Source organism: Cognataquiflexum aquatile, from assembly GCF_003316845.1.
Classification (GTDB): Bacteria; Bacteroidota; Bacteroidia; order Cytophagales; family Cyclobacteriaceae; genus Cognataquiflexum; species Cognataquiflexum aquatile.
The window spans coordinates 26310-50494 of the sequence record NZ_QMIK01000006.1 but is presented as its reverse complement, the minus strand read 5'-3'; the positions used below and the strand labels follow the sequence as shown (position 1 = coordinate 50494).

25 protein-coding genes are annotated in these 24185 nt (G+C 41.9%); 9 read left to right on the top strand and 16 right to left on the bottom strand.

Features of this window, described 5'->3' with window-relative positions; all coding sequences use genetic code 11:
* Positions 1 to 10: 10 nt before the first annotated feature.
* From DQW11_RS17170 to DQW11_RS17155, 4 genes are all read right to left on the bottom strand, one after another.
* A complete protein-coding gene (locus DQW11_RS17170) occupies positions 11 to 1687 on the bottom strand; it encodes a mechanosensitive ion channel family protein (protein ID WP_113925347.1) in 1677 nt (558 codons plus the stop codon).
* 27 nt (positions 1688 to 1714) lie between these two features.
* Positions 1715 to 2170 (bottom strand): DUF4440 domain-containing protein, encoded by a 456-nt coding sequence (locus DQW11_RS17165; protein WP_113925346.1) that lies wholly within the window; start codon positions 2168 to 2170, stop codon positions 1715 to 1717.
* A gap of 109 nt (positions 2171 to 2279) precedes the next feature.
* Positions 2280 to 3020 (bottom strand): DUF2490 domain-containing protein, encoded by a 741-nt coding sequence (locus tag DQW11_RS17160; RefSeq protein WP_113925345.1) that lies wholly within the window; start codon positions 3018 to 3020, stop codon positions 2280 to 2282.
* 194 nt (positions 3021 to 3214) lie between these two features.
* Positions 3215 to 3766, bottom strand: a complete 552-nt coding sequence (locus DQW11_RS17155) for an outer membrane beta-barrel protein (RefSeq protein ID WP_113925344.1) — start codon at positions 3764 to 3766, stop codon at positions 3215 to 3217.
* A gap of 259 nt (positions 3767 to 4025) precedes the next feature.
* Between DQW11_RS17155 and DQW11_RS17150 the strand changes: the two genes are divergently transcribed.
* Positions 4026 to 5435, top strand: coding sequence for a sugar porter family MFS transporter (locus tag DQW11_RS17150; RefSeq protein ID WP_113925343.1), 1410 nt, complete (start codon positions 4026 to 4028; stop codon positions 5433 to 5435).
* 57 nt (positions 5436 to 5492) lie between these two features.
* Here DQW11_RS17150 and DQW11_RS17145 read toward each other — a convergent pair whose 3' ends face one another.
* The 3 genes from DQW11_RS17145 to DQW11_RS17135 form a co-directional block, all read right to left on the bottom strand.
* Positions 5493 to 6056 (bottom strand): TetR/AcrR family transcriptional regulator, encoded by a 564-nt coding sequence (locus DQW11_RS17145; RefSeq protein WP_113925342.1) that lies wholly within the window; start codon positions 6054 to 6056, stop codon positions 5493 to 5495.
* A 148-nt stretch (positions 6057 to 6204) separates the two neighbouring features.
* Complete coding sequence (locus tag DQW11_RS17140; protein ID WP_113925341.1) at positions 6205 to 7302, bottom strand: MBL fold metallo-hydrolase; 1098 nt, start codon at positions 7300 to 7302, stop codon at positions 6205 to 6207.
* Between the two features lie 135 nt (positions 7303 to 7437).
* Positions 7438 to 8271: an alpha/beta hydrolase gene (locus tag DQW11_RS17135; protein WP_113925340.1), complete on the bottom strand. Its 834-nt coding sequence runs from the start codon at positions 8269 to 8271 to the stop codon at positions 7438 to 7440.
* Between the two features lie 405 nt (positions 8272 to 8676).
* Here DQW11_RS17135 and DQW11_RS17130 point away from each other — a divergent pair, with 405 nt between their 5' ends.
* Positions 8677 to 9177 carry a hypothetical protein gene (locus tag DQW11_RS17130; protein ID WP_113925339.1) on the top strand — a complete coding sequence of 167 codons (501 nt, stop codon included), beginning with the start codon at positions 8677 to 8679 and terminating at the stop codon, positions 9175 to 9177.
* A gap of 85 nt (positions 9178 to 9262) precedes the next feature.
* Here DQW11_RS17130 and DQW11_RS17125 read toward each other — a convergent pair whose 3' ends face one another.
* The 7 genes from DQW11_RS17125 to DQW11_RS17090 form a co-directional block, all read right to left on the bottom strand.
* Positions 9263 to 9859: a YdeI/OmpD-associated family protein gene (locus DQW11_RS17125; RefSeq protein ID WP_317047896.1), complete on the bottom strand. Its 597-nt coding sequence runs from the start codon at positions 9857 to 9859 to the stop codon at positions 9263 to 9265.
* 377 nt (positions 9860 to 10236) lie between these two features.
* A complete protein-coding gene (locus tag DQW11_RS17115; RefSeq protein ID WP_113925336.1) occupies positions 10237 to 10623 on the bottom strand; it encodes a hypothetical protein in 387 nt (128 codons plus the stop codon).
* Positions 10624 to 10858: 235 nt separating this feature from the next.
* Entirely contained in the window at positions 10859 to 12985 is a 2127-nt protein-coding gene (gene eutB, locus DQW11_RS17110; protein WP_113925335.1) for an ethanolamine ammonia-lyase subunit EutB, read from the bottom strand.
* A gap of 2 nt (positions 12986 to 12987) precedes the next feature.
* Positions 12988 to 14076 (bottom strand): ethanolamine utilization protein EutH, encoded by a 1089-nt coding sequence (gene eutH, locus DQW11_RS17105; protein WP_113925334.1) that lies wholly within the window; start codon positions 14074 to 14076, stop codon positions 12988 to 12990.
* Positions 14077 to 14315: 239 nt separating this feature from the next.
* A complete protein-coding gene (locus tag DQW11_RS17100; protein ID WP_113925333.1) occupies positions 14316 to 14861 on the bottom strand; it encodes a pyridoxamine 5'-phosphate oxidase family protein in 546 nt (181 codons plus the stop codon).
* Between the two features lie 54 nt (positions 14862 to 14915).
* Positions 14916 to 15215 (bottom strand): type II toxin-antitoxin system RelE/ParE family toxin, encoded by a 300-nt coding sequence (locus tag DQW11_RS17095; RefSeq protein ID WP_113925332.1) that lies wholly within the window; start codon positions 15213 to 15215, stop codon positions 14916 to 14918.
* The gene (locus DQW11_RS17090) at positions 15216 to 15458 is read right to left on the bottom strand and encodes a type II toxin-antitoxin system ParD family antitoxin (protein WP_113925331.1); all 243 of its coding nucleotides are present in this window, start codon (positions 15456 to 15458) and stop codon (positions 15216 to 15218) included.
* 259 nt (positions 15459 to 15717) lie between these two features.
* Between DQW11_RS17090 and DQW11_RS17085 the strand changes: the two genes are divergently transcribed.
* From DQW11_RS17085 to DQW11_RS17060, 6 genes are all read left to right on the top strand, one after another.
* On the top strand, positions 15718 to 16287 hold the full coding sequence (locus DQW11_RS17085) for an RNA polymerase sigma factor (protein WP_113925330.1): 570 nt from the start codon (positions 15718 to 15720) through the stop codon (positions 16285 to 16287).
* Positions 16280 to 17032, top strand: coding sequence for a hypothetical protein (locus DQW11_RS17080; RefSeq protein ID WP_113925329.1), 753 nt, complete (start codon positions 16280 to 16282; stop codon positions 17030 to 17032). The genes DQW11_RS17085 and DQW11_RS17080 overlap by 8 nt, the downstream gene beginning before the upstream one ends.
* Positions 17033 to 17060: 28 nt before the next feature.
* Positions 17061 to 18086 (top strand): outer membrane beta-barrel protein, encoded by a 1026-nt coding sequence (locus DQW11_RS17075; protein ID WP_113925328.1) that lies wholly within the window; start codon positions 17061 to 17063, stop codon positions 18084 to 18086.
* A 24-nt stretch (positions 18087 to 18110) separates the two neighbouring features.
* Positions 18111 to 18908 carry a hypothetical protein gene (locus DQW11_RS17070; protein WP_113925327.1) on the top strand — a complete coding sequence of 266 codons (798 nt, stop codon included), beginning with the start codon at positions 18111 to 18113 and terminating at the stop codon, positions 18906 to 18908.
* A gap of 14 nt (positions 18909 to 18922) precedes the next feature.
* Positions 18923 to 19858, top strand: coding sequence for a DUF4097 family beta strand repeat-containing protein (locus tag DQW11_RS17065; RefSeq protein ID WP_113925326.1), 936 nt, complete (start codon positions 18923 to 18925; stop codon positions 19856 to 19858).
* A 234-nt stretch (positions 19859 to 20092) separates the two neighbouring features.
* The gene (locus tag DQW11_RS17060; RefSeq protein WP_113925325.1) at positions 20093 to 20980 is read left to right on the top strand and encodes a dienelactone hydrolase family protein; all 888 of its coding nucleotides are present in this window, start codon (positions 20093 to 20095) and stop codon (positions 20978 to 20980) included.
* Between the two features lie 555 nt (positions 20981 to 21535).
* On the opposite strand, the gene DQW11_RS17055 is transcribed toward DQW11_RS17060, so the two are convergent.
* On the bottom strand, positions 21536 to 22405 hold the full coding sequence (locus DQW11_RS17055; protein ID WP_113925324.1) for a hypothetical protein: 870 nt from the start codon (positions 22403 to 22405) through the stop codon (positions 21536 to 21538).
* 273 nt (positions 22406 to 22678) lie between these two features.
* Positions 22679 to 23551 (bottom strand): 3-keto-disaccharide hydrolase, encoded by an 873-nt coding sequence (locus tag DQW11_RS17050; protein ID WP_113925556.1) that lies wholly within the window; start codon positions 23549 to 23551, stop codon positions 22679 to 22681.
* A gap of 82 nt (positions 23552 to 23633) precedes the next feature.
* Here DQW11_RS17050 and DQW11_RS17045 point away from each other — a divergent pair, with 82 nt between their 5' ends.
* Positions 23634 to 24137: a DUF6265 family protein gene (locus DQW11_RS17045; protein WP_113925323.1), complete on the top strand. Its 504-nt coding sequence runs from the start codon at positions 23634 to 23636 to the stop codon at positions 24135 to 24137.
* Positions 24138 to 24185: the final 48 nt, after the last annotated feature.

Below are 24185 nucleotides of genomic sequence, written 5' to 3'. Positions count from 1 at the left end.
AGCAAAGGAATCAAATGTCTTTTTTTTGATCCATTTTGACATTAAATGCCGGTACCTGATAATCCTGGGGAAGGTAATTGGCAGGAATGGTAGTCATATTCCCATCCCTTGCGGCACGGTAATGCGGCGACATGATTTCTATTCCTCTTTCGAAAAATACATCCTGGATATTTTGATGCAGCTCTGAGTATACCCTTGCCATTCCTATAGATTCCCTTGAGTAGGCATTTATTTGGTAGGAAACATAGAAATCATCTAAACTTGTCTGAAATACAAATGGTGGCGGCTCTTTCAATAACAAATCTGTTCTCGAAGCAGCTTCTATCAAAGCTGCATGCGTTTCCCTCCATGGGACATCGTAGCCGATGGTTACAGTGGTATTGATTATCAGTCCCTCAGTTTTGGCCAAAGTGGTATAATTGATAGTGTTCCCCCCAAGTACGGAAGAGTTGGGTACGGTGATTTCCTCGTTTTTGATGGTTCGGATCCTGGTAACCAAAAGTGTCTTTTCCAACACTATCCCTGTAATATCCCCAATTTTGATCCTATCTCCGATTTTGAAAGGACGCATGTAGGTGATCACCAATCCTGCCACCATATTGGCTATGGCGGTAGAAGAGCCAAGGGAAAAAAGTACTCCTATAAAAACCGAAACTCCTCTGAAAACATTGGAATCTGAACCCGGCAAATGGGGGAAAATCAGCACTAAAGTGAATGCATATAACAGTACCCTGACAATGCCATAGGTAGGCATGGCCCAATCCGAATGGAATCCGGAAAATTTTAGTTTCTCTGCTTCAATTTCTAAGAAAATATACCTGACAAAAAGGATGAAATAATGCATCACTACAGAAATCACCAAAATGGTAACCAAGTTTGGAAGGTAATCCCAAACCGCAAGGAAAATCGACCTGAAAGGGGACCAAACCAATCCCAACAAAGCAGCAGCCCATCCTCTGGTTAGAGGGAAAATACTGAACCCAATGGATAAGACTAAATACCCTAGGACAACGAAAAAAAACAATCTAACTCCCTTCAGGAAAACAAGAATTGCCCTCAATTCTTGTTCTGCTGTCAAAAATGTATAATCCTTATAAGTAAGGTTTTTGAGAAACCTATCCCGGTTTTTTCTAAGGTATTTAAGAATGGCCGAATAGCCTTTATTGATAAGCCAATACAAAAGAAAGGCAACCAAAAACATGATAAAGGTATACAATACCCTAAACAGGATTTTGCTCAATTTGCGCTCTTCGAGGGCGTTTTTGACCGATTGTGAAATTCTCCTCTTGGCCTCCCCTGATATTTCATACAGGCTTAAATCATATATAGCAGCATCCTGAGGTGATACGCTCGTCACGATAATGTCACGGTAAACAAGGTCCACCGTATTTTCGGATTCGACAATGGTCAAGGAGTCCACACTGAAATTAGGATCCTCGTACAATCTTCTGATTTTTTCAGTTATATGCTTGGCCCTTTCACTTGGAGTGGAAGCTCCCATCTTGATGTAAACATAAAATACAGTATCATTCATGACACCCAAAACAGGGAATCCTTGGATACCCTTTCGCATCCCTTCCCTATCCACAGCCGTACTGTCACTTTGTGAAAATGCAGCCAACACAAACAGGTGAAAAATCAAAACAAAAAGGGAGCCTTTCAGAACAATCTTGTTGAATCTAGTCATTTGGAAATTTATAAAATATCAAAACATTTATTGAGTAGTCGGAAGCATATTCCTGATGGCGGAGATTTTCCATTTACCTTTTTCCCTGACCACGAAAAAGGTGCTCCACATTTTTCGGATAGACCCATCCCCACTTTCAATCTGATACCTCGCATCTACAATTCCGACCTCAGGATGGAGCAATCGACACTTTTCTACTGTCAATGTTCTTGTGCCCACATTGGTGGTTGAACTCCGCTGCATTCCTTCAACGGCCTTGGAGATACCCTCCCTCCATTCTCCTGATGAAACCAATTGGTCCACCTCTGCTGTCAGAATTGATTTCAGCAAAACCGTGTCATTTTTGTCCCTTGCTTCTGAATACGAGCCAATCAAAGCCACGAGTTCACTTTTGGTTTTCTCTGTCAATTTGGTGTTTTGGGCCACCAAAAATGAACTGCAAGAAAACAGGATCAAGAAAATCAGGAAAAATGATTTTTTCATAAAATAGGAAAGAGGATAACGGAAACTGCGCTGAGGTTACCTTTGGTCTGATGAAGGCAGAATCAATTTCAATTTATGAAATTTATGCTGATTCCGGGAATATCCCGCCTTATCTCTTTTTGCGGTAATCCAAATTATGAAAAGCCGTCAACCTGATGGAATGAATGTCCTCCACTTTATCAAGCACCGGCTGGTATTGCATGATCAATTGGTACAATACAGCAAAGTCAAATTTGCGGCTGGGTGAAATCACCACACCCGCCAAAGTCCTGTTTTGGTTGAACATTTGACTGCTTATGATATCCCCACTGTGAAACATGATTTCATTGGCCGCCTGCCAACTGAGCTGAAATCCGTCCGGCGTTTTGGGTGGTAGCAATAAACCCTGCAATTGGATCATGTATCGTGCTCTTGTGGTGTAGGCATAGGTTGGGTCTGTAGCTGGATAACGGACCAATTCCTGCCTGAAGCGCTGTTCAAGTCTGAATCGGTGCACCAACTGAAACTTTGATTTGGGAATTGTCCATTGAATTTGCTGCCAAAGTCTATGTTCCGGAAGCCAATTGATATCAAAATCAGAAATATAGGTCCCAAACCAGGCATATCCCCCGGAAATCCTCAATCGATTATTAACAAAGTAATTGGCTCCGACTCGGGCAGCTGTCAGGGTAGAGTTGAATGGAAAAAATCCCCGTGTCCTGTAATTCAGATCAAATGTATAACCCCATTTGTCGGAAAGCCTCGTCTGGTTGTTATAAGTCAGCCAAAGCTGGGTATCTCCTTGGGAAAAGGTAAAATCAGGTTTCAGGATTGACATCCCAAAAATCATTAAAACCACTACTTTTTTCATAATCTAATAAAAAGGTCTTCCAATGGATTTATTGTAAGGAATTCACCTGAAAGGAATAAAATCCCATTTGACCTAATCCAACAAATATGTCAAATTCAAACGCAAAATCAAACCGGTGCTGAATAAGAATTAAAAACAAAAAAAGGAAGTTAAACCCTTCCTTTTTCACTGAAAATCAAAGAATCTTCAGACGGTCAAAACCCAAAAGCTGCACCAATTTGCAGGTATGAATTCTTGTTTCCGTTGTTGACATCCATAAAACCGTGGTGGTATCTTGCCTCTATATCAATGATAAACAGCCTGAATCCTACTCCGATATGAACAGGCATATCAAAAGAACTGGTTCTGTTGGTATCATTCAAGACACTCTGACTATTGACTTCATATTTTTCCCCGATTTTAAAATTGGCATTGATACCGCCTTGAGCATATAGAGGTCCTAGTTTTGCCCTGAGCCCAAGAGGAATGCTGAGGTAATTGATACTTCTAAAATTGGCGTCGTTGGTTCTGTGCCCGTTTTGCATGTATTCCAATCCGGTGTTCAGTCTCAACAAATCACCTACTCCGAGCTTGATGTTTTTGTACCCACCTAAGTAAAAACTTCCCAAACTACCCGCAACCTGATTCCCGTTGTTAGTAGTACTTGCCGTCTGATAACCTGCCCTCACTCCTATTCCCTGTGCATTGACCTCCAATTGCATCAATACAAGGCCCAAAAACAAAACCCCAAAAAGAAATACTTTCATGTCAAAATTATATCAAAATTTTTCACCTACTCTGATGGCTTTTCGGTTTCCGCCCATAATTCCGAACAATTTATTGATAATTGAAATCATTCAAAAAAATAAAGCCAACTTTTCCTGTTTACATCCTGATTTGTTTGTCCGATTTGATTTTTTGCAAATAAACACCTGTTTCACTGTTCTATTTCAGCCTTTTTCCCCCTAACCCCTCTTGCAAATTCGGCTCAGCACCTTAAATTGGAATTCCCAAACCCAAACCACTATGGACCAAAAAATCAGCTACAACCAAACTTACATCTGGCTTATCAGCATGACTGCTGCCCTAGGCGGTTTTCTTTTTGGCTATGATTGGGTGGTAATCGGTGGCGCCAAGCCATTTTATGAACCCTATTTCAACATCACTTCTCCTGCTGATCAAGGTTGGGGGACAAGTTCCGCACTCGTAGGCTGTATGGCCGGTGCCCTGCTCTGCATCTTCCTCAGCGACAAATTGGGAAGAAAAAAGCTCCTGATATTTTCGGGTTTTCTCTTTTCAGTTTCAGCGATCGGGACCGCCCTGGGCGATACTTTCTGGTGGTTCAATTTTTACCGTATCGTAGGTGGTGTTGCTATGGGCATCGCCCTCAACCTGTCACCGCTGTACATCGCAGAAGTGGCACCACCTGAGAAGCGGGGCATGTTTGTCACCCTGATGCAGCTTTTGGTGATGATTGGCGTGCTATTGGCGCAGGTTGTCAACTGGCAGATTTCACTTTTGGACAATTCTCTGCCCGACAATCCGGATTTTGCGACCCTGGCGACAAGCTGGAGTGGGCAATATGGCTGGAGGTGGATGTTTGGTGTGGAAGCCATTCCCGCGCTGTTGTTTTTTGTCTTGATGTTTTTTGTGCCCGAAAGCGCAAGATGGCTTGTCAAAAACAACCAAGAGACCAAAGCAAGGAAGATTCTTGAAAAAATCGGAGGGAAATTTTATGCAGACCTTGCCATCACCGAAATCAAATCCACAGTCGATGAGGAGAGCCTTGCCAAAGTCAATTTCAAAGAACTTCTCAATAAAAGAATCATCAGGCTCTTGGGAATCGGAATTTTCCTTTCTTTTCTTCAGCAATGGAGCGGACTGAATGTGGTGATATATTACGCTGCGGATATCTTTCAGGCGGCTGGCTATAACCTCAAGCAGATGATGCTCAATATCGTTGTGATCGGTGGGGTAATGGTACTTTCGGTTTTCATTACCATTTTTACGGTGGACCGATTTGGCAGAAAAAAGCTCCTTCTGACGGGCACATCGGCTATGGCCATCATCTATCTTTTTATCGGTTATTCCTTTTACACAGGACAGGGTGGCTTGCCGGTAGTTTTTCTGGTACTTGCCAATGTCATGTTTTATTCCTTCACCCTCGCACCGCTGCTTTGGGTGGTTTTGTCCGAGATATTTCCTACAAGGATCCGCGGGGCTGCGATTTCCATCGCCGCTTTGGCACATTGGGTGGGAAATTTTTCCCTGACTTATACTTTTCCCACGATCAAAGAAAACCTGGGTTGGGCCAATAACTTTTGGCTGTACGGCGCCATCTGCGCCTTTGGATTTGTGGTGATCTACTTTGTCCTGCCTGAGACCAAAGGCAAGACTTTGGAACAGATCGAGCAGGAATTGATGGGGAAGGATTGAAGAATGGATCTTGATCAGCCCAATCAACGGGCTTTTTCATTTATTTTGGCAAAAAAATTAAGGCGTAATCAATTTCCAAATCAACTCAAAAGTTTCATCCATCACTTGAATAGCTTCCGTTTGGGAAAAAGTCTTGCCTGAGAGGTATTTATTGACCCCAAAGGTATGCCCGCTTACAATGGCATAAATCAAATCCACATCCAAAGATTTGAGCAATCCATCATCGATTCCTTTTTGGAGAAGGGAAAGCAAGGGTCGGGTATGGATATCCATTTCGGCATTGGCAATCTTCCTTGCATAAGGTGAATTGTTAAACTGCTCAAGAAAAGCAAACTCAGGCCTGTGCTCCATAGCCCACGTCAATGAAGTTTTATAGAATCCCCTCAAAATCTCCTTCAATTCCATTTCCCCTGAAATGCTTTCCGCTACACAACCCCCCATTTGGGTTTTGAGATCAATGTAAAGTGCCTTGACCAAGTCATCTTTTGTTGGGAAAAAATAAAACAAAGTCCCGTTGGCAATCCCCGCTTCTTTGGCGATTTTGCTTGTCGGGGTATCATGAAAACCCTGCTCGACAAACAACCGCATAGCAGCATTGAGAATAAGTTGTTTTTTGTCCATTGGTTGTTTATTGGATTAAGGATTAATTGGTTACTGAGATTGTCGAAGTATGGTTGATGGTTAATGGGTTTTTTGATTAACTGTTAATTGGTTAATGAAAATGTCGTTTAATTGTGGAATCTATGGATTATTTACTATGACCTGAACACTACTTCACCTTCCTCCACCAAAGCGAAAACTGCTGTGCACTGTCTTTGAGATTGACTTGTTCACCGATCATTGGAGTGATGATATTCAGCTTTTCGGATTCATTATTCACTATGATCTTTTCCAAAGGTTCATCCCAGGGATGATTTCCGAGGACAAATTTAGAGGAGTGAACCGGTAAAATCTTTTTTGCCTGCAATTCTTTAGCAGCTTTCAGGATTTCATTTGGCATCAAGTGGACATACCTCCATGCAGCATCATATTGTCCGTTGTCCAGAATCGCAAGATCAAAAGGACCGTATTGATTGCCTATCTCGGCAAAATGCCTGTCATAACCGCTGTCACCTCCAAGATATAAATTCATACTTGGGGTTTTGATGACGAAAGACACCCACAAGGCTTTGTTCCTTGAAAACCCCCTTCCCGAAAAATGCCTTGCCGGTAAAACCTCTACTGAAAACCCAGCTTCCAATGGAACCTGCTCATGCCAATCGCTCTCGAAAATAATTTTTGAATCAAATCCCCAATGCTCAAAATGGGCACCGATTCCCAATCCACAGATGACGAGTTTGATTTTGGGTTTGAGCTTGATGATCGTCTTATAATCCAAATGATCCCAATGGTCATGGGAAATAAACAGGATATCGATTTCCGGGATGTCGTCAGTGGTATAGATGTCTGAACCAGCAAAGGACTTCCCTCCCACAGGCATCGGCGTGGCCGCTCCGCTCAAAACAGGGTCAACCAAAATCGTCTTGCCATCAACCTGCATGAAATAAGAGGAATGTCCAAACCAAACCAAAATATCGGCTTCGGGAGATAGATTCAAAAGGTCAGTTTTTACAGAAGGAAGGGTTCCAGTTGGGGTTTGTCTTTCCTTTTTGGCAAAAAGAAAATCCCACATCACCGTAGAATAGCTGACTCCCTCAGTGAGGTCAGGTGTCACGCTGAGGTTTTGGAAGGAACCGTTTTGGTAATTTGGAGAAGCTTTGATGCGCTCCAAGCGCTCACCGGATGGTAGTTTCCCGAATTTTGGCTGGTTGATAAAAACCACCACCACCAATACGAATACAATTAAAATTGAGATTGCTATCAACATTATCTTCATGACTGACTAAACAGTCAGCAAAGGTATTAGGATTTTTGATTTGTGAAAATGGATCAGATAAAAATCCTAAAAAAGGAAAATCAGGTGAAAGTAATACTTGATTTCAAACCTTATATCACTTAATTGTCATTGTGTAAATAGCCATTTAATCGCAGGGGCAAACTGATTTCCCCATGAGGCTTCATTATGCTCGCCTTCTGGGGAAATTTGTAAAATCACATTCTCTTCGGGGTGGCCCGTTTCCAAAATATATTTATACATTTTTTGAGAACCATCAACCATTTCCCCTTCCTTTTTTCCAACATACAAAAACAATTTCGAATCTTTGGGAATGGGATTCTCGCGGACATGCTCGAAGACTTCTTCTGAATACCAATACGAAGGTGAGAAAATACCTGCCTTGCTAAAAACCTCAGGATATTCGTAAACGGCGAAATGAGAAATCAATCCCCCCATAGAACTTCCCATGATCGCTGTATTTTCTCTTTCCGGTAAGGTCCTATAGGTGCTGTCGATGAGCGGTTTGACTTGATTGACAATGAAAGCCATATATTCCTTGCCCTCTGCTTTGCCAAACTCTTTATTTTCCCAAGGACTTAATTCTGACATCCGTTTTTCCTGACCATTATCGATTCCAACAACAATCATTTCAAATGAAGGTGATATGGAATGTTGGTTAAGAATTTCATCTACACCCCATTCTCCTGCATAGGAAGTAGAATCGTCAAATAGATTTTGACCGTCATGCATGTACAAAACCGGGTATCTTCTCTCAGTCTCCCAATAATCCTCCGGTAAATAAATTCTGATTTGCCGATCCCGATTTAGATCAGCGATCTCAATACTTTGTTCCAATACTATAACATTGGATTGCGCTGTACTCGGTCGAGAAGCTTCTTTTTCATTTTTGCACCCAATGAAAATCAGAGAAATTAGGATGATCGGAAAGTATTTTTGCATGGCTTCAAATTTTTAATGTTTCCCTAATAACCCTTAAATTTAGATGATTTCGATTGTTAGGTCTAGATTGGAAATGGGGAATTTATCTATTTGTTTTTTCATCCTTTTATTGAACCGCAGCTTTTTTTCTAAAAAAAGATTTCCTGTGGATTATTAAATGGGATTCCTCCAAAACACTTTATTTTTTCACAAACTTTATTTAGTTTTCAATGAAAATCTCATCATATTTAGGAGTTTCAGTTCATAAAATTTGTGCAGAAAAGATTCCAATTATGATTGAAAATACCCTTCAAGAAGGATTAAAATCTGTTTAAATCAATATTTAGTATAAAATACCTGAAATAGGTATAACATTGAAGGGCAACATTGCTTATTTTTAAAAATCAAATATTAAATAACCAGAATATGAAAACCCAAAAACCATTCAATCACCTCAAAGGTATCATTCATGGCATCAGCAGTGACGGGAGAATCACTCGCGGTGAGTTCACCGAAATGAAACTATGGTGCCAAGCCCACAAGGGACTATGTGAGGAATCCCCTTTCAAAGAGTTCTTTGCCGAGGTAAAAGCGATTCTTGATGGCGGCAAGATGACATCTGAGGAAATCATGGAGCTGAAGGCCATACTCAAAAAGTATGAAACTGAGCTTAGCGTGACTGAAAGTACAGAAGCCAAAATCCATTTTCTTCAGGGAATCTGTTATGGCATATTAGGCGACGAAGAGATCAATAAATACGAAGTCACTGTCCTCAAAAAGTGGCTGGAGGAGAATGATTCTGTACTTGGCCGATCCCCTTTCAAAGAGATGCATGCCTTACTTACAAATGTGATGGAGGACGGGAAAATTGATATCGAAGAAGAAAAAGAGCTCAAAAAATATTTTTTGGAAGTGCTGAAAATGTGAAGTTCCGGCTACTAAAAAGCAGGTAAAGAACATTGGGTTGCCTTTTTCTGGATAGTCTTTTCGCCATCAAGACATAAAACCGCAGTTAGCTTTCTTTTTTTGGTCCGCGAAATTGCTTGGGTTTAAGTTTTTGGGCAGCAAGCTCCACTATCTCGGCGATGCGGTTTTGCCGGGTTTCAGGTCTTTTGGCCAAGGCAAGCCATTGCAGAATATTGCGTTTGTCCGACCTGCTTAATCCAAAAAAGTAATCTTTGGCTTGGGGCACTTTCTGGAATTCCGACTCCAGATCTTCAGGAATATTTAAGGCTTCCGCCCCATCCAAAATCGTCCAAGAGCCATTTTGTTTGGCTATTTCAATGGTTCGGTAACCGGCCTCGGTCATCAGTCCTTGGGAAATCAGCCGCTCTGTTTTTTCTTTGTTGATCCTTGACCAGACAGAGTTGGGTTTCCGTCTGCTAAAAAACTGCATGAATTTCTCAGCGTCAATAGGCATTTGCTTGCTGTCAATCCAACCAAAACAAAGCGCTTCATCCACTGCATCCGAGTAGGCGACAGTTGGAGCATTTGATTTCTTTTTGTAATAAATAATCCAAATGGATTGCTTTTTATCGTGGTGTTCCTGTAACCAATCCCGCCACTCCTGCCGGCTTTTGGGATAAAAAGTTTCTATTTCTTTTTCCATGATGAATATGAATTAGAGTAGATTATTCAAATCCTGCATTCCAACTATTGGAAACCCGAAACTCGAGGAAGCCACTGACCGCCCTATGTTTTATACCCATTGTTGCCAAACGTTTTTTTTCTTTTTCGTCTTATTATTTGAATCACAGTAAGTATTGTTGAAATTGAAATAGCTAAATGTGGAGTGTAGGTCGGCCAAGCACCATCAAGAATCAGAACCAAAATGTAAATCGAAAACCCATTTAGGAATAGAATCAGAAATGAGGCTATGGAATCAAAGTACGAGTTTTGTTGAATTGTAAGCTTAAAAGACCAAACCACTTCTACAACCGCAATTAATATCGGTAGATAAATCCAAAATATAGCTTCGATATCCATTTAGTCTTTGTTCAAAATTTGAACTTTCTGATTCATTTTCCAACCTTTCGATAACATTTCGCTTTCTGTAAAGTAATATCCATCTTTTATTTCAATGATTTTGAATCTCAAAGTGTCGCTATTCATTTCAGGCCAAGGGTCATTTCCTTTGGTCACATGTCTGTTGTAGATAAGATACTCGCAGTCATTTGACCAGGTAACGTCAAACTCACTAATTCTTTCTCCGTTCCGAAAATTCTCAATCTGTTTTTTTCCCTTTCTTGAAATGATTGTAACTGAACCGTCATCATTTGTTGTCTGAAACTTTCCTTTTTTCAGGTCTGAACAGTCTAATTTGTTCGAAGGCAGAATCAATAAAAATGTGATTAATAATAGTGGTAGCTTCATTCTTTAAATTTTTGGCAACGTTTCGCTTTCTTCTATTTTCGTGGAAAGCATTCCAAAATAGCGTGCTTTCCACAATATTGTGGAAAGATATCCTATAAAACTAAAAGAAATTTTTATGTATCCAATCCATCAAATGGACTTTTTCCTGTGATTTATACCGCACATGAATTTTTGAAATTCCAATTCCCTACCCGGCACTACATTTAACCTTCATCCTTCCTCCCTCTTCCTTCCTTCATCCTTTATCCCCCTTTCCCAACCTCACCCCTGTCCCTCTCATTTCGATGGCTTTGGCGATGATGCGGAGGATTTCTTGGGCGGCGGATTGTGGGGATTTGCCTTGGGGATGGATGCCGCAGACGGCGGTGGTCAGGCTATGGTCCATATCCCGATCAAAAATCGAAAAACCTTCCGGGCTTTTGCCATAGGTAATGTAGGCCGAAAGTTGGTTGAGGCCGGTACCGGGACGCTCGCCGATCAGGTGTACAATCAGGTCTGGTTGCAGGATTTGACCGATATGATAACCTGCCCTTACCCTGCCATTGCGGACAATGATGTCATGCCGACTATAGGTGAACTGTGTTCCATAAAGTGATTTCTTCAGCGCAGGAAGTACCTGACGGAGGTGTTCGCTGACTGCATTGGCATTCAATCCATCGGAAATGACAAATTGGATTTTCGAAGTATTAACCAATCCTTTGGCCAATTTTATCAGTTCATGTGAGCTGGCTTTACTGATTTTTTCCCCGCTTCCCGGATGGGCAAGGTAATCCTCCCGGTCTTTGGACTCGGTATGGACATAGACTGGAGATTCGCAGCAGTCCCGGATCACAGCAGCATCAAGCCCTGCAAAAAGGGCTTTCCTCGCATGGGAGAAAAGTCCATCAAGGCGCTTGGTTACAAAATCAGGATCTTCATTTTGATGACCTACGCCATAACCCAGGTCACAGCCTTTTTCCTGCAGGTTCTTGATTTTCTTTTTGGCTTCAAGTTCCAGGTCTTCGTTGGTTCTTTTTTCACCTCCGGCTTTGATGTATTGGGAATAGAGTTTTGCGATTCGGTCTGCATTAGGATCGGTATTTCCATCTTCGGTCAAGGCTCCAATTTCAACCAAACGCTTTTGAAAAGCTGAAGCAACCATTTTTCCTGAAGACTTCCTCAACCTTGGATGCTCACGGTAAGAAGTGGTAAGGTAGCCGAGCATGGGATCTGCTTTTCCTGCCACTGCCATCAGGTAAGCAGGCGCGGCGAGTTGCACAATCTCTGTAGTGAGTTGCTGCAATTCGGCAGGATGGATGCCCATGTGGAAAGTCGAACACACATCCAATCCCATCACCAAGCCATGGAGTTTGGCCATAACAGTATCCTCGAGGCACGCGCGTCGGAGTTGGGCGCCGGTGCTGAAAACCTCCGGGCCGATAAATCCCGCTACATCATTGACAATCATCCATTTGCCTGTTTCTTGTTTGATATACCGGGCAAGGCCATAACATCTCGCCTCCAATGTAACCATATCCACACCATGGGCGGCACCGTTGGTAACTTCCGAACCTTGTCCCGTCTCGAAGTATAATCCTTCAAAATACCTGCACAAATCCAACAGTTCACCCACATCACAACCCAACATGCCTTCCAAACCTTTGGAAGTGCCTGCCAGACTTTGAAATCCAACATCGACTTTGGTGTGGGCCATGGCAGATCTTTGCTTGACCATATCAGAAAGGACACAAAAGCGCGTGGGGAGTTGGAGCCTTTCTACGATGTTTTGAAGGAGTTTCTCTGTTCGGACGATCGTCTCCAAGTCATCGCTTGCAGGGTTGAGTCCGATGATCACATCCCCACAACCGTAACAAAGTCCTTCGAGTGTGGAAAACAAAATCTCATCCTCCTCATCTCCGGGGCTGTTTGGTTGGATGCGGCTGCCAAAGTGCCTCGCCGAACCTATGGCTGCTCCAAAATCTCCAAAAGAATTTGGGATCGGGTTAAAAATACTTGTTGCAACCTGCGACAATTCCGAATCTGACATGACCTTGACCACTGCGGCAATGGCTTCACTTGGAAGTCCGGTTGCGTAGATTTTGACCCAATCAGAACCTTTTTCTGACAGGAGAATGGCCTTTAATTCAGATATCCTCAAATGGGAGATTTCTTTTAATGCCTTTCTGTTGAGACTTTTAGAGAGAATTTCTGTAAGCCTGTCTTCGACAAAATCAGTATTTGCGATCTGGGCGATGCTGAGGTCGGATATACGGCCTCGGGCTATCTCCCGGATGAGTTCGTCCTGGGTTCCCCCAACCAACAAATCCCCCTCTTTGAAGGCATTGGCTTGGGCAAAAAGAGACAATAAAGAATTGGTTTCCATTTTCAGTTGTGGTTTTTGATCAGTCTATTACCCAATACCAAAGCGAGGAGTACTGCGGTGATTCCTCCTGTCATTTTTCCCACGATAACAGGAAAAATCATATCCCGCTGCACGCCTGCTGTAAATCCGAGGTGATCACCCAATACAAAAGCAGCACTGACAGCAAAGGCGGTATTGAGGATTTTGGCTTTGGGATTCATGTCTTTAAGGATATTCAGCATGGGGATGGCATTGGCCAAAGTGGCGATCATACCAGCTGCGCCGGCCGTATTCATTCCGAGACTTTGCCCTACTTTCAATAGCGGTTTTTCGAAAACTTTGGTCAAAAAAGCCACCATCGGAAATGCTCCTATCAGGACAATGGCGATGGAACCTACAATTCTGATCCCTTCCCAGATGGAAGTCATCCCGGGGATAACCACGATTCCTGCCAAGGTCTCGACCACAATCAATACCGTGCAAATCGTGATGAATACCATCAGCCCCTTCCCGAAATAGTCAAAAAGACGGATCATCATGGTCGGGGCAAAATACATTCCTGCGGCAATCAGAAGGGAGAAAATTACGATTGGGACAAGATTGGCCAATATCATACCCAATGAAAACCCGGCCGTCAAGCCGCCCACCAGACAACCCAATGGAATCGTGACCATGCCGATCATGATGCCGGAGGCGAAATAGTGTTGGTCTTCTTTTTGGAGAATTCCCAAAGCAACAGGAATGGTAAAGACGATCGTTGGACCCATCATGGCACCCAATATCAGACCTGCAAATAATCCGGCTTCCTCAGTCTGAGCCATTGCCATCGCCAGCGGATAGCCACCCATGTCGTTGGCGAGGAGCGTTGTGGCAAACATGGCGGGATCTGCACCCAAAAAAGCATACACGGGAACGACCACTTTGCCCAAAACATCTGCGAGAACCGGTGCAATTGAAATGATCCCCAACATCGCAATGCTGAGCGGTCCCATGGCCATAAATCCTTCGTCGAATTTTTCGCCTAGTCCGTATTTGTTTCCAAAAATTTTATCCAGAGCACCCAGCACCATAAAAAACAACATGATGTAGATGATGATGTCATTGATTCCCATAAAGGTAGGTTTGAGTAGAGGCAATCAAGATAAGAAAAGAGAGATGGAAATTTAAAAAATGGGGGAAATTAAGTGGGTGAAATGGAAAGAGTCCAAGTCTGGAGACCTGAAATAGGCTGGTGTCCAAGTCTGAAGACTTAAACCAGCCTGGGTAGTTATAAGTCCAAGTCTGGAGACTTGAATTAAAGGAGTCCAAGTCTGGAGACTTGAACTAGGAGGAGGTTTGAAAAATGGCGGACTTATTCATCAAAGATTTTGGTTTCAAAGCCATCGATACTTTTTACGTTTTTTTCCGCCCAATATTTCTTGATGCCTTCTTCTCCTTGTTTGTCGGCCCAGTTAGTGAGAATTGTCCTTTCCTCTTTAAAATCCATGAAGGGAACCGCAAATCCACAGGAAGTCTGCACGAGATCAACATCCATTTCGATGATTTGTCTGGCACCGGTAAAGTCCTCGAAAAGCCGGAAATATTCTTCGAATTTTTCATCCCTATTGTGAAAAATCTGAGCTGTACCATACAACCTCAGAATCATGGGCTTGCCTTCAAAGGCGCAAAACATGATGGTCATCCTGTTATTTTTGAGAAGGTGGGCGGCAGTTTCATTTCCGCTTCCGGTGAGGTTGAGCCATACGATTTTGTTTTCCCCTAACACCCTGAAAGTGTCTGTTCCTTTGGGAGAGATATTCACCCTTCCTTCCTCGGCTGCAGTACCGACAAAAAATATTTTTTGTTGTTGGATAAATTCGGCTAACTCAGGTGTAATGTGTTCTAGTTTTTTTCCCATTGGTTTTAAGATAAGGTCTTAATAAACAAAAAACTATTGTCTCTAGATTTGATTTTAATGATTTATCCTATTTTTTAAATCCATCTTTTCATGAAGAATTCTTATGATTTCAATTTCCATTTCGGATTTGACTATATAGAATATAACATGCCTATTTGCTAAGAATCCTACCAAATTTTTTTGGATTCTATCGTAGGGTTTTCCTTTTTCTGGATTGAGAGCAAGTTCTTGGCAGGTGCTCAGTAAAAATTCGTAATATTTATCTGCCTGATCCTCAGACCAAACATCAAATGTATATTCCCAAATTTCTGACAAATCCTCAACAGCTTTGTTAGATAAATAATATATGCCCATTTACTTTTTTCTCTCTTTTAAGGATTCGAGATGAAGTTTGGCATCAAAGTCTTTGGCAATCCCGCTGTCGATTCCTACTTGAATGGCTTTCTTCAAAGCAACGCTTTTATTTTCCTCCTCCTCCAATAATCGTAATCCTGCCCGAATCACTTCGCTTGCATTTTTGAAGCGGCCTTCATTGATTTTTGTCTCCACAAAATTCTCAAAATAGTCCCCTAGTGAAACAGAAGTATTATTTCTCATAAATATAATCTTTCTTAAAAGTACCAATTTTTGGTAACAAACCAAAAATTGAAAAACAGTCTGGATAAAAATCCAACTAATATGTATCGCGAAATTTTTGAAGGATAGATTTTAAACTTTCAGAATCAAATAGGAAACCCAATATAATATGTAAAGCAAAGGCTGAATTTAAGGTATTGAAAAAAATTTAACCTTTTTTCACATTCCTGTGCAACCTATTTTTACCAACCTGTATCTACCTATTTGAAAGCCAACAGTAATGTTATTTAGAAAAACTTTTACCACAGAGTCGGACATCATCAAAGGTTGCCTCAAGGGTGAGCGAAAAGCCCAGCAGCATCTGTATGAGTCTTACTCCAAAAAGTTTTTCGCAATCTGCCTCAGGTACGTCAAAGACCGTGATTTAGCAGAAGATGTCATGATTGAAGGCTTTATGAAGATCTTTGAAAAATTACCTCAATATGAAGCCAAGGGCAGTTTCGAAGGTTGGATGAAGCGGATCGTCGTCACCCAATCTTTGCTCACCCTTCGCAACAACCGCAACCTGAGTATGGAAGTGAACATGGAAAGTCACCTTGAAACGGCTGATTCTCACTATGAACTCAACCACTTGGAGACGGCAGAGCTAATGGACCTGATACAGGGTTTGCCGGTGGGATACAGAACGGTATTCAACCTCTACGCCATAGAAGGATACAGCCACGCCGAAATCGCTGACCTTCTCGGTATCACAGAATCAACATCTAAGTCCCAACTCAACAGGGCAAGAAATACATTGAAACAAAAAATAGCCGATCAACAAATCAAAGAAAGGAGAATCAATGGCTAATACAGATAAAAACTTCGACCAGTACTTCAAAGAGAGGCTGGCCAAGCATGAAGAAAAACCCTCCCAACTCGCTTGGGAAAAGCTTGAAAGTCAGTTGCCAAAAAAAGAGAAAGGAATATGGTTTCCCTTGATGGGCATTGCAGCCACTTTGTTGCTATTCCTCGCAGTAGGATATGTGATTTGGCAGTTCAACCGGGAAACCGAAGCCAACATGCCGATGACAGCAGAGGTAACTACCGAAAAGAACGATTCCAATTCTGAAATCACAGAGGAAACGGAAGCAGCACCATCAAAATCTTTGGAAGAATCTACAATGGTGACTGAAGAGCAAACCAAACAAGAAACCAAACCTGCGCAAACTCCTCAGAAAAAAGCAACCGTTTCAAAACCAATCAATACAGAAAAACAAAAGGAATTGCTGGCTGAAGTGACACAACCTGAGGAAAGGATAGATGAAGCCACTTTCGATGCGCCAGAAATCATCATTCCTGACCTTGATGTCAATGAAGCCATTGCCCAAAACGACCTTGAAGAAGAAGAGGAAGTGATGACTTACAAAATCACCATCAAGTCCAACGGAATCACAGAAAAACCTGAAAATCAAGGATTCATTGCCGGAATTGAAAATAAAGTAGATAAAATCGGAGGATTGCTTAACAAAGTAGAACAGGGTTTTGCAGACCTGCAGGATGCAAAAGACAACCTATTTGTGAGCAACAATACCTCCAAAAAAGAAAGAAAGTAACCCACCAAAATTGAAAACATAGACCATCATGAAAAAATACCTGCTATTATTTTGCTTCCTGGGACTGGTGCAGTTTGCCTTCGGGAGTACGGAAAGGGAGTTTTTGGCTCCCAAAGATACCATTATCGTGGAGTTTGGAACCTCGGGAAAAATAGTCCTTGTCGTGGACAACAAAGAGGATTTTGAAAGGCTCAAAAAAATGAACATCAACCAGATCATCTCCGAACTTGACCTGCAGATAGATGAGAAAACCGGCGAACTTGTAGTCGTGGAAGTTTCCGGTCAAAAAGGAACACGGGAAATCGTCAAAGTAACTGAAGACTGGAACAAAACCGAAGTGTCAGTCGCGGGCATGCGGATCTTGGTCGATGAATCCAGCCCCAATACCAAGGTCAAGATTGAAACCGGTGTCAAGAAAAAAAGTGATCCACCATTCAGAACCTATTTTGCAGTGGACCTTGGACTCAACAATTACCTGGACAACAATGGCCAATTTCCCAAAACCACACAGCCCTATGCAGTCCGTGGCTGGGGAAGCTGGAACGTCGGCCTCAACTTCTTTGCCAGCCAGAGGATCAGCAAAGGCTTCCGCTTTGACCTCGGTATGGGCGTCCAATGGTATAATTTCAAATTTGAAAACCGGGATTTCCAGGCTGTCAGAGGAGACGAAGGCATTGAATTTGTCCAAAGGAATGATGTGGCCGGATTCAAAAGTAAAATCTCTGCCTCCTACCTGACTACCATGGGACTTTTCAAATTAGACTTTGGAAGGATGAATGATCAGGGAAGAAGAGGGATGAGAATAGCCTTGGGCCCATACGCAGGCTATCGCTTGGGTGGTACCAGCAAATATGTCTACCGACCTCTAGAAGGTGGTAACAGGAGAAAAGAACACCTGAATACAGGTATCTTCTTAAACAACTTCCGCTACGGTATCCGTGGTGAAGTAGGATTCGGTAGGGTCAATTTCTTTACTACCTACGATTTCAACCAGCTGTTCCAAGACGGCAAAGGACCTGAACTGAATCCAATTTCCTTCGGTATTATTTTCTAAGTCCCTTTTTTGAATACTAAGCCAATGAAAACGACCACACTGATTTTGATTCCATTGCTGTTTCTGACTTCTCTGGGCTTTGCCCAGGAAGCAGACTCGGCCAAGCAAAAATCCCTAAAAACCACCAACTTTACACTTTTCAATACCGATGTCATTGTTTACAAAAATGCAGATGGTACCAATACCTGGGAATTCATTTCCAAAGATGACGAGTATAAAGAATACTATTCCAAAAATAACAAATCAAGCAACGGCCTAACCTTTGACATTGGTATCAATACCTGGATCGGGGATGATTCCGCTCCTGCTGTCAAACCTTGGGGCAGCTGGAATCCTGCGATCAATTACCATTACACCTATAAGCCAAGCAAAAACTTCAACCTGAAATCCACCATTGGCGTCAGCTGGTACAATTTCAAATTTGAGGAAAGAAACCTGCAGGCTTTGAGAGGAGATGATGGTTTGGTTTTTGTCGAGCATCCATCAGGTGCAGGTACCAAATCCAAAATTTCGGCCTCCTATGCCAACCTTACCCTGATACCCACTGTGAAGACAACCAACGGAAACTTCAGCTTCGGTGTGGGTCCCTATGCAGGTTATAGGCTTGGAGGTAGAGGTAAATTTGTCTACCGTGATCCGCAAGGCAACAGAATCAAAAAATTTCAGATGGGCAATATGTTTGCCAGCAATTTCCGATATGGCTTGAGGGCTGAGATTTGCGTGGCAGATGTAACCCTCTATTTCAATTATGATTTAAACGAAACTTTCCAAGAAAACAAAGGACCGAAGCTGAATGCTTTGAGCTTTGGATTCATCCTTTAAAAACAAAACCTACTATGAAAACAAACTTAAAATTATCAACCCTGCTGCTTTTTTTCTTTTCTATGGCAGCTCTTTCTCCGGTTTTTGCCCAGGTCAAAACGCTCGTAGATGTCACCAAATCATTTTCCGGAATCAATAAAATCGAAGTTTCGGGAGGTCAGTTAGAAGTGGAATACATTGGAGGCTCCCAAACCGATGTTTCCGTAAATGCTTTTCTCGAATCTACCAATTCCGATCAGGATATCGTTTTCGTCACCCTTGGTGATGTACTTAAGATCTCCCACAAAGTCAGCAACAACAATAACTGGAACAACAAAACCAAAGGCCATATCAAAATCAAAGGACCTGTAGGTATGAGTCTGGATATGAAGGGCGGGTCAGGTTCGGTCTATGTAGAAAATGTCTCTTCTGAAACCACCAACTTGGCCGTAGGCTCGGGAAGCGTGTCCGCAAAAGATATCCGGGGTGATGTTTCTGCAAATGCGGGTTCGGGATCTATCAAAATGTATGGTATCCAAGGCAATGTCCAAGGTCAAGTCGGATCAGGTTCGGCCGACATGCAGGACATCAACGGAAACATCAATTATTCCTCAGGAAGCGGTGGAATCAGCGTGATGGGCGTCCAGGGCATCGTCAATGTGAGTCTGAGTTCAGGCAATGCAAAATTGGAAAATGTATCGGAGTTGGGAGATTTGAAAGTGACTTCAGGGAATGTCTCTGCCACCAATGCAGGATTGGGAACTGAAACCAGATTCAGCGGAACATCCGGGAATTTTAAAATCCAAACCCCCTCCAATCTACGGGAGTTCAATTTCAACCTGAACGCCACTTCCGGAAACATCACTGTCGGAAATTCCAAAGGTGGCAGAAACCTAAATATTGATAACGGCGCAAGCACTGAAATCCGGGGCAATATCACCTCCGGAAATATCTCCATTGTGAACCAGTAATTTCCACCAAAACCACAATACTTCCCGGCGGAGGGCAAGGCCAATGCAGTCAGTGAAACTGCAAGAAGTCTCGCCCTCCGTCTGTTTTTTTGTTCCAAGAATAAAATAATTCTATGTAATTACACGAGCGGTTTAAACTTTTCTCCTCCTCAAAGTTCTAAGGGTTACCAAGTTTATGTCTAACTTATGGTGATATTTTAATCCTTACTTTAACCCAATTCAAAATCCAACCATATGGAACCAATCAAAAAAGAAGATTTAAGCCAAGAAATTTTTGACATGTATGACTACTATGTACATGGTAAAATCGACAGAAGAGAATTTGTAAACCGCCTTTCGGTATTTGCCGTGGGAGGCCTGACGGTATCAGCGATTTTGGGATTTTTATTACCCAATTATGCTGAAGCCAAGAGATTTACCCAAGATGACCCACGCCTGATATCAGAATATGTGGAGTATGATTCTCCAAAAGGTGCCGGCAAAATGAAAGGCCTGCTGACAAGACCTGCTGACAAAAAGGGGAAACTCCCGGGTGTCATCGTGGTCCACGAAAACAGAGGATTGAATCCGTACATAGAAGATACTGCCCATCAGGCAGCTTTGGATGGTTTTATTGCTTTTGCCCCGGATGCTTTGACGCCGTTTGGTGGATATCCGGGAACAGACGATGAGGGCAGGACCATGCAGGCCAAGCGTGACAGAGAAGAGATGTTACAGGATTTTATTGCAGGGTATGAATTTTTGAAGGAGCATAAACTCTGTACCGGCAAAGTCGGCGTAGTTGGATTTTGCTTTGGGGGCTGGATTTCCAACATGATGGCTGTGAGGGTTCCTGACCTGAAAGCGGCTGTTCCTTTCTATGGCGGTCAACCCACAGCGGCGGATGTTCCGACCATCAAAGCCCCGTTACAGATCCATTTTGCGGAATTGGATACAAGGGTCAATGAAGGTTGGCCGGCTTATGAAGAAGCGCTGAAAGCCAATAAAAAGAAATATGAAATGCACATGTATCCGGGAGTGAACCATGGCTTTCACAACCATTCCACTCCAAGATATGACAAAGCTGCTGCAGATTTGGCTTGGGGAAGGACTATTGATTTCTTTAAGAAAAACCTGAAGTAAGATTGAAATTTCGGTATGAAGAGAAATTTTGACCGATGACGGATGTCAGATGTAGCGGACATTACTTTCTGCTGCAAAGGATTTTACTTATCCTTATTTTGCTAATAAGGTTGTGACCTATTTAACTTCCAAGTCAACAAAAAAGTCAGCGGATTCGCTGACTTTTTACTTTTGGAGCAGGTTTGATCATATGGTGGCTAATTTTAACACAAATGTTGAAAAAACTTCAACGCCCAATCTACAACTCAGTGACTTGCTCCAGAACATGCGGGAAGAAAAACACCGGCTTATAGTTCAAGGCCACCTACTTGATTATGCTCCGCTATTTTCATTCTATCTGATCAATTGTTTGTAATAAATATTTCGTCTTTAAAAATGCCCTCCGTTTGTGTTTGCGCAGTGGTGGCTTATTGAAACCGCGTCCTGTCCGCGTGCACAAAACTTTAAAAAATAAATATACTTCAATATCACTCGTCACGCCACCATTGCAGAAACATGCTGTTGGGTGCCGTTCAATTTAGCTTTTAATTATAATTGTCCTTTATCGGTTTGGGCTCAATTTGTCTTTAAAATATTTGTCTTAGAAAGCAAAGCAACTCCTATCCAATACATAATCAAAAATGGAAGCCCAGGTATAAAAAACAGCATTAAAAAACCTAACTCTTTTGGTGTCTCTATATCGTAAGCTCCGTACAAAAAGAATGCGATGGAAGAAATAATCCCCAATAAACACAAGAAAGTATTTAGGATAGGATTCCAAATACTAATTCTGCGAATTTTATACAGTCTTAATGATAACCAAAGCATTAGTATATATATTAAAAATCGTCCAATCGCACCTGTCGTAATACTTCTCCAATCGTCATAATGTTCATTAAAATCTTCTGCTTTATTGCCTTTGTCAACCCATTCCTTTAATCCTTCTGGATACAAATAGTGATGAGAAAATTCCCATATAAGCTCAGTCATTGTAAGAGCAAATATTATAATCATCACCCATTTAAAAGTACTGTTAAGTTGTAAAGCATTTGTTGTAAGGAGTTGGACAAAATACAGTCCAAAGAATAGTGCTCCAATAAAGAATAAAATATATCTGAAATGTTCTCTTTCAGGATGTTCTAACATTTTTATGCTCAAATCGGGAGCTACTGAGAACCCTACAATACCCATCATTACACAACCAAGAACAAAAAGCAGCATACCGGACAAAACTGGCTGAACAAAGGCCTGCTTATACTTGTTGATAATAAAAATTAAAGCCGAAACTAGCACCAATACAAATACTGAATATATGACTACAAAACTTGTCATGCTGTTTCCTTCTATGTAAGGCGTATGCTTACTCAATAATGCTCCACCTAAAAAGGGAAAAAGTATTAAGAGGATTATTACGAGTGTTTTGAGTATTTTTTTTAGTAGTGTCATTTTGAATTGTTATTGGGTATGGTTAAATAAATTCCGCATATTTTAGTTCCCCTGCTCATTTTAAGGTCGTCCCTGAATGACACACAACGATTGTATATCAACAAGACTTGTTGATATCTACCCAATTTGGGCTGGTATCAACAATATTGTTGTTATTTTTAAATTATTTAAACCTGGGCTCTTTTAGTTAAATATCCAATCCATCCAAACGACCTCTGATTTGATCAAATCCTTTGGTTGAAAGATCAGTGAAAATTTGAATGGCTTTGGCTTTTACTCTTTTTTACTCAATCTCCTCATTACCTCTTTAAGTTTTTCCTTGTCTCCTTTATAAGCTGCCAAGTCAAACAATTCCACTTTTCTGAAATCTATCGGGTGGCTTTCACTTTGAAGGGCAATAAATCCCGACTTCAGGGGAGTTCCGTCAACTTTGACAGCAGGATCTGATGGACTGACATTTCCGCCACCGATTTCCGGATTGAAGTATTTCAAAACAGTATCCCCTTCGAGAATGTGATACACAACCGAATCTCCCAATACCAAAAACTGCGCTGTCACCCATTGGTCTCCATGGTAGGTCTTGGATGTGGAGTTGACACAATGGGGCGTAAACAACTTCCCATCCATATAGACATTGGTTCCGGGAGTGCAGAGGTTACTCGTGGTCCTTGGATTGGTACCATCACCGCCTAGAAACTGTCCTTCTATTGAAATCGGAAAATCCTGGTCTTTCAATATCGTCTTGGGGTCTTGGCAATGTAGCATCGCTCCGGAATTCCTCAAAGCCCATCCTTCACCACCTGTTGCTTGGTCACCGACAAAACGGTATTCCACATTCAGGAAATAATAAGAAAAAGGGGTATTGAAATAGATATGGCCATATTGCTGGTCAAAGGCCCCGTATCCGTCGTACCTGACTTTCATCAGACTGTCTTCCACACGGAAAGTATTGGCAAAGTTTTCGTTGAGTTCATGCTTGGCTATTTTGATGGTCCAATCATCTAAATCCCTGCCGTTGAAAAGCTGGATCCATTCTTCTGATTCTTCACTTTCGGTTCCATTTTTGGATGCACTACATCCTGTGATAAAGAAAAATGAAAAAAGAATGAAAGCGTAATAAACCGGATTTTGTCTTTGATGGATCATTTTATTTTTGGATTTAGAAGCACAAACTGAACTGGAAAATAGGGAAATATTTGATAGATTGGTATCAAAAAATCCCAAGACCATGACAAATAAATCCGCACCTTTATTTTTGTTCATTTTCTTTCTATCCATCAGCCTACAGGCACAGGACGTTTTATTCCTGGACAAGGAACAACCTGCCGAAAAAGGGTCTATCCAAGATCTTGATTGGATGGCTGGATACTGGACAGGATCAGGATTAGGTGGTGACTGCGAAGAACTCTGGCTTCCGGCCAAGGATAACGGCATGGTGGGGACATTCCGGTTTATGATGAATGGGAGCCTGATATTCTCTGAATACATGAACATGGTGGAAGAAGACGGAAAACTTTCCCTGAAAATCAAACATTTCAACAGGGACCTCACCCCTTGGGAAGAAAAAGAAGACTGGACGATTTTTAAGTTTATCAAATCCGAAGGCCAAACGGCCTATTTCAGCGGGATTACTTTTCACCGCACAGGGGATGAATTGATGATCAGATTGGCAATGACCAATGAGGGCAAAAAAAGCATTGAGGAATTCAGATTTAAGAGAACAGCACTTTAAGGAAAAAACTAAGGCGTTAAATATTTTTTTAGAAGCTTTTGGAATTTT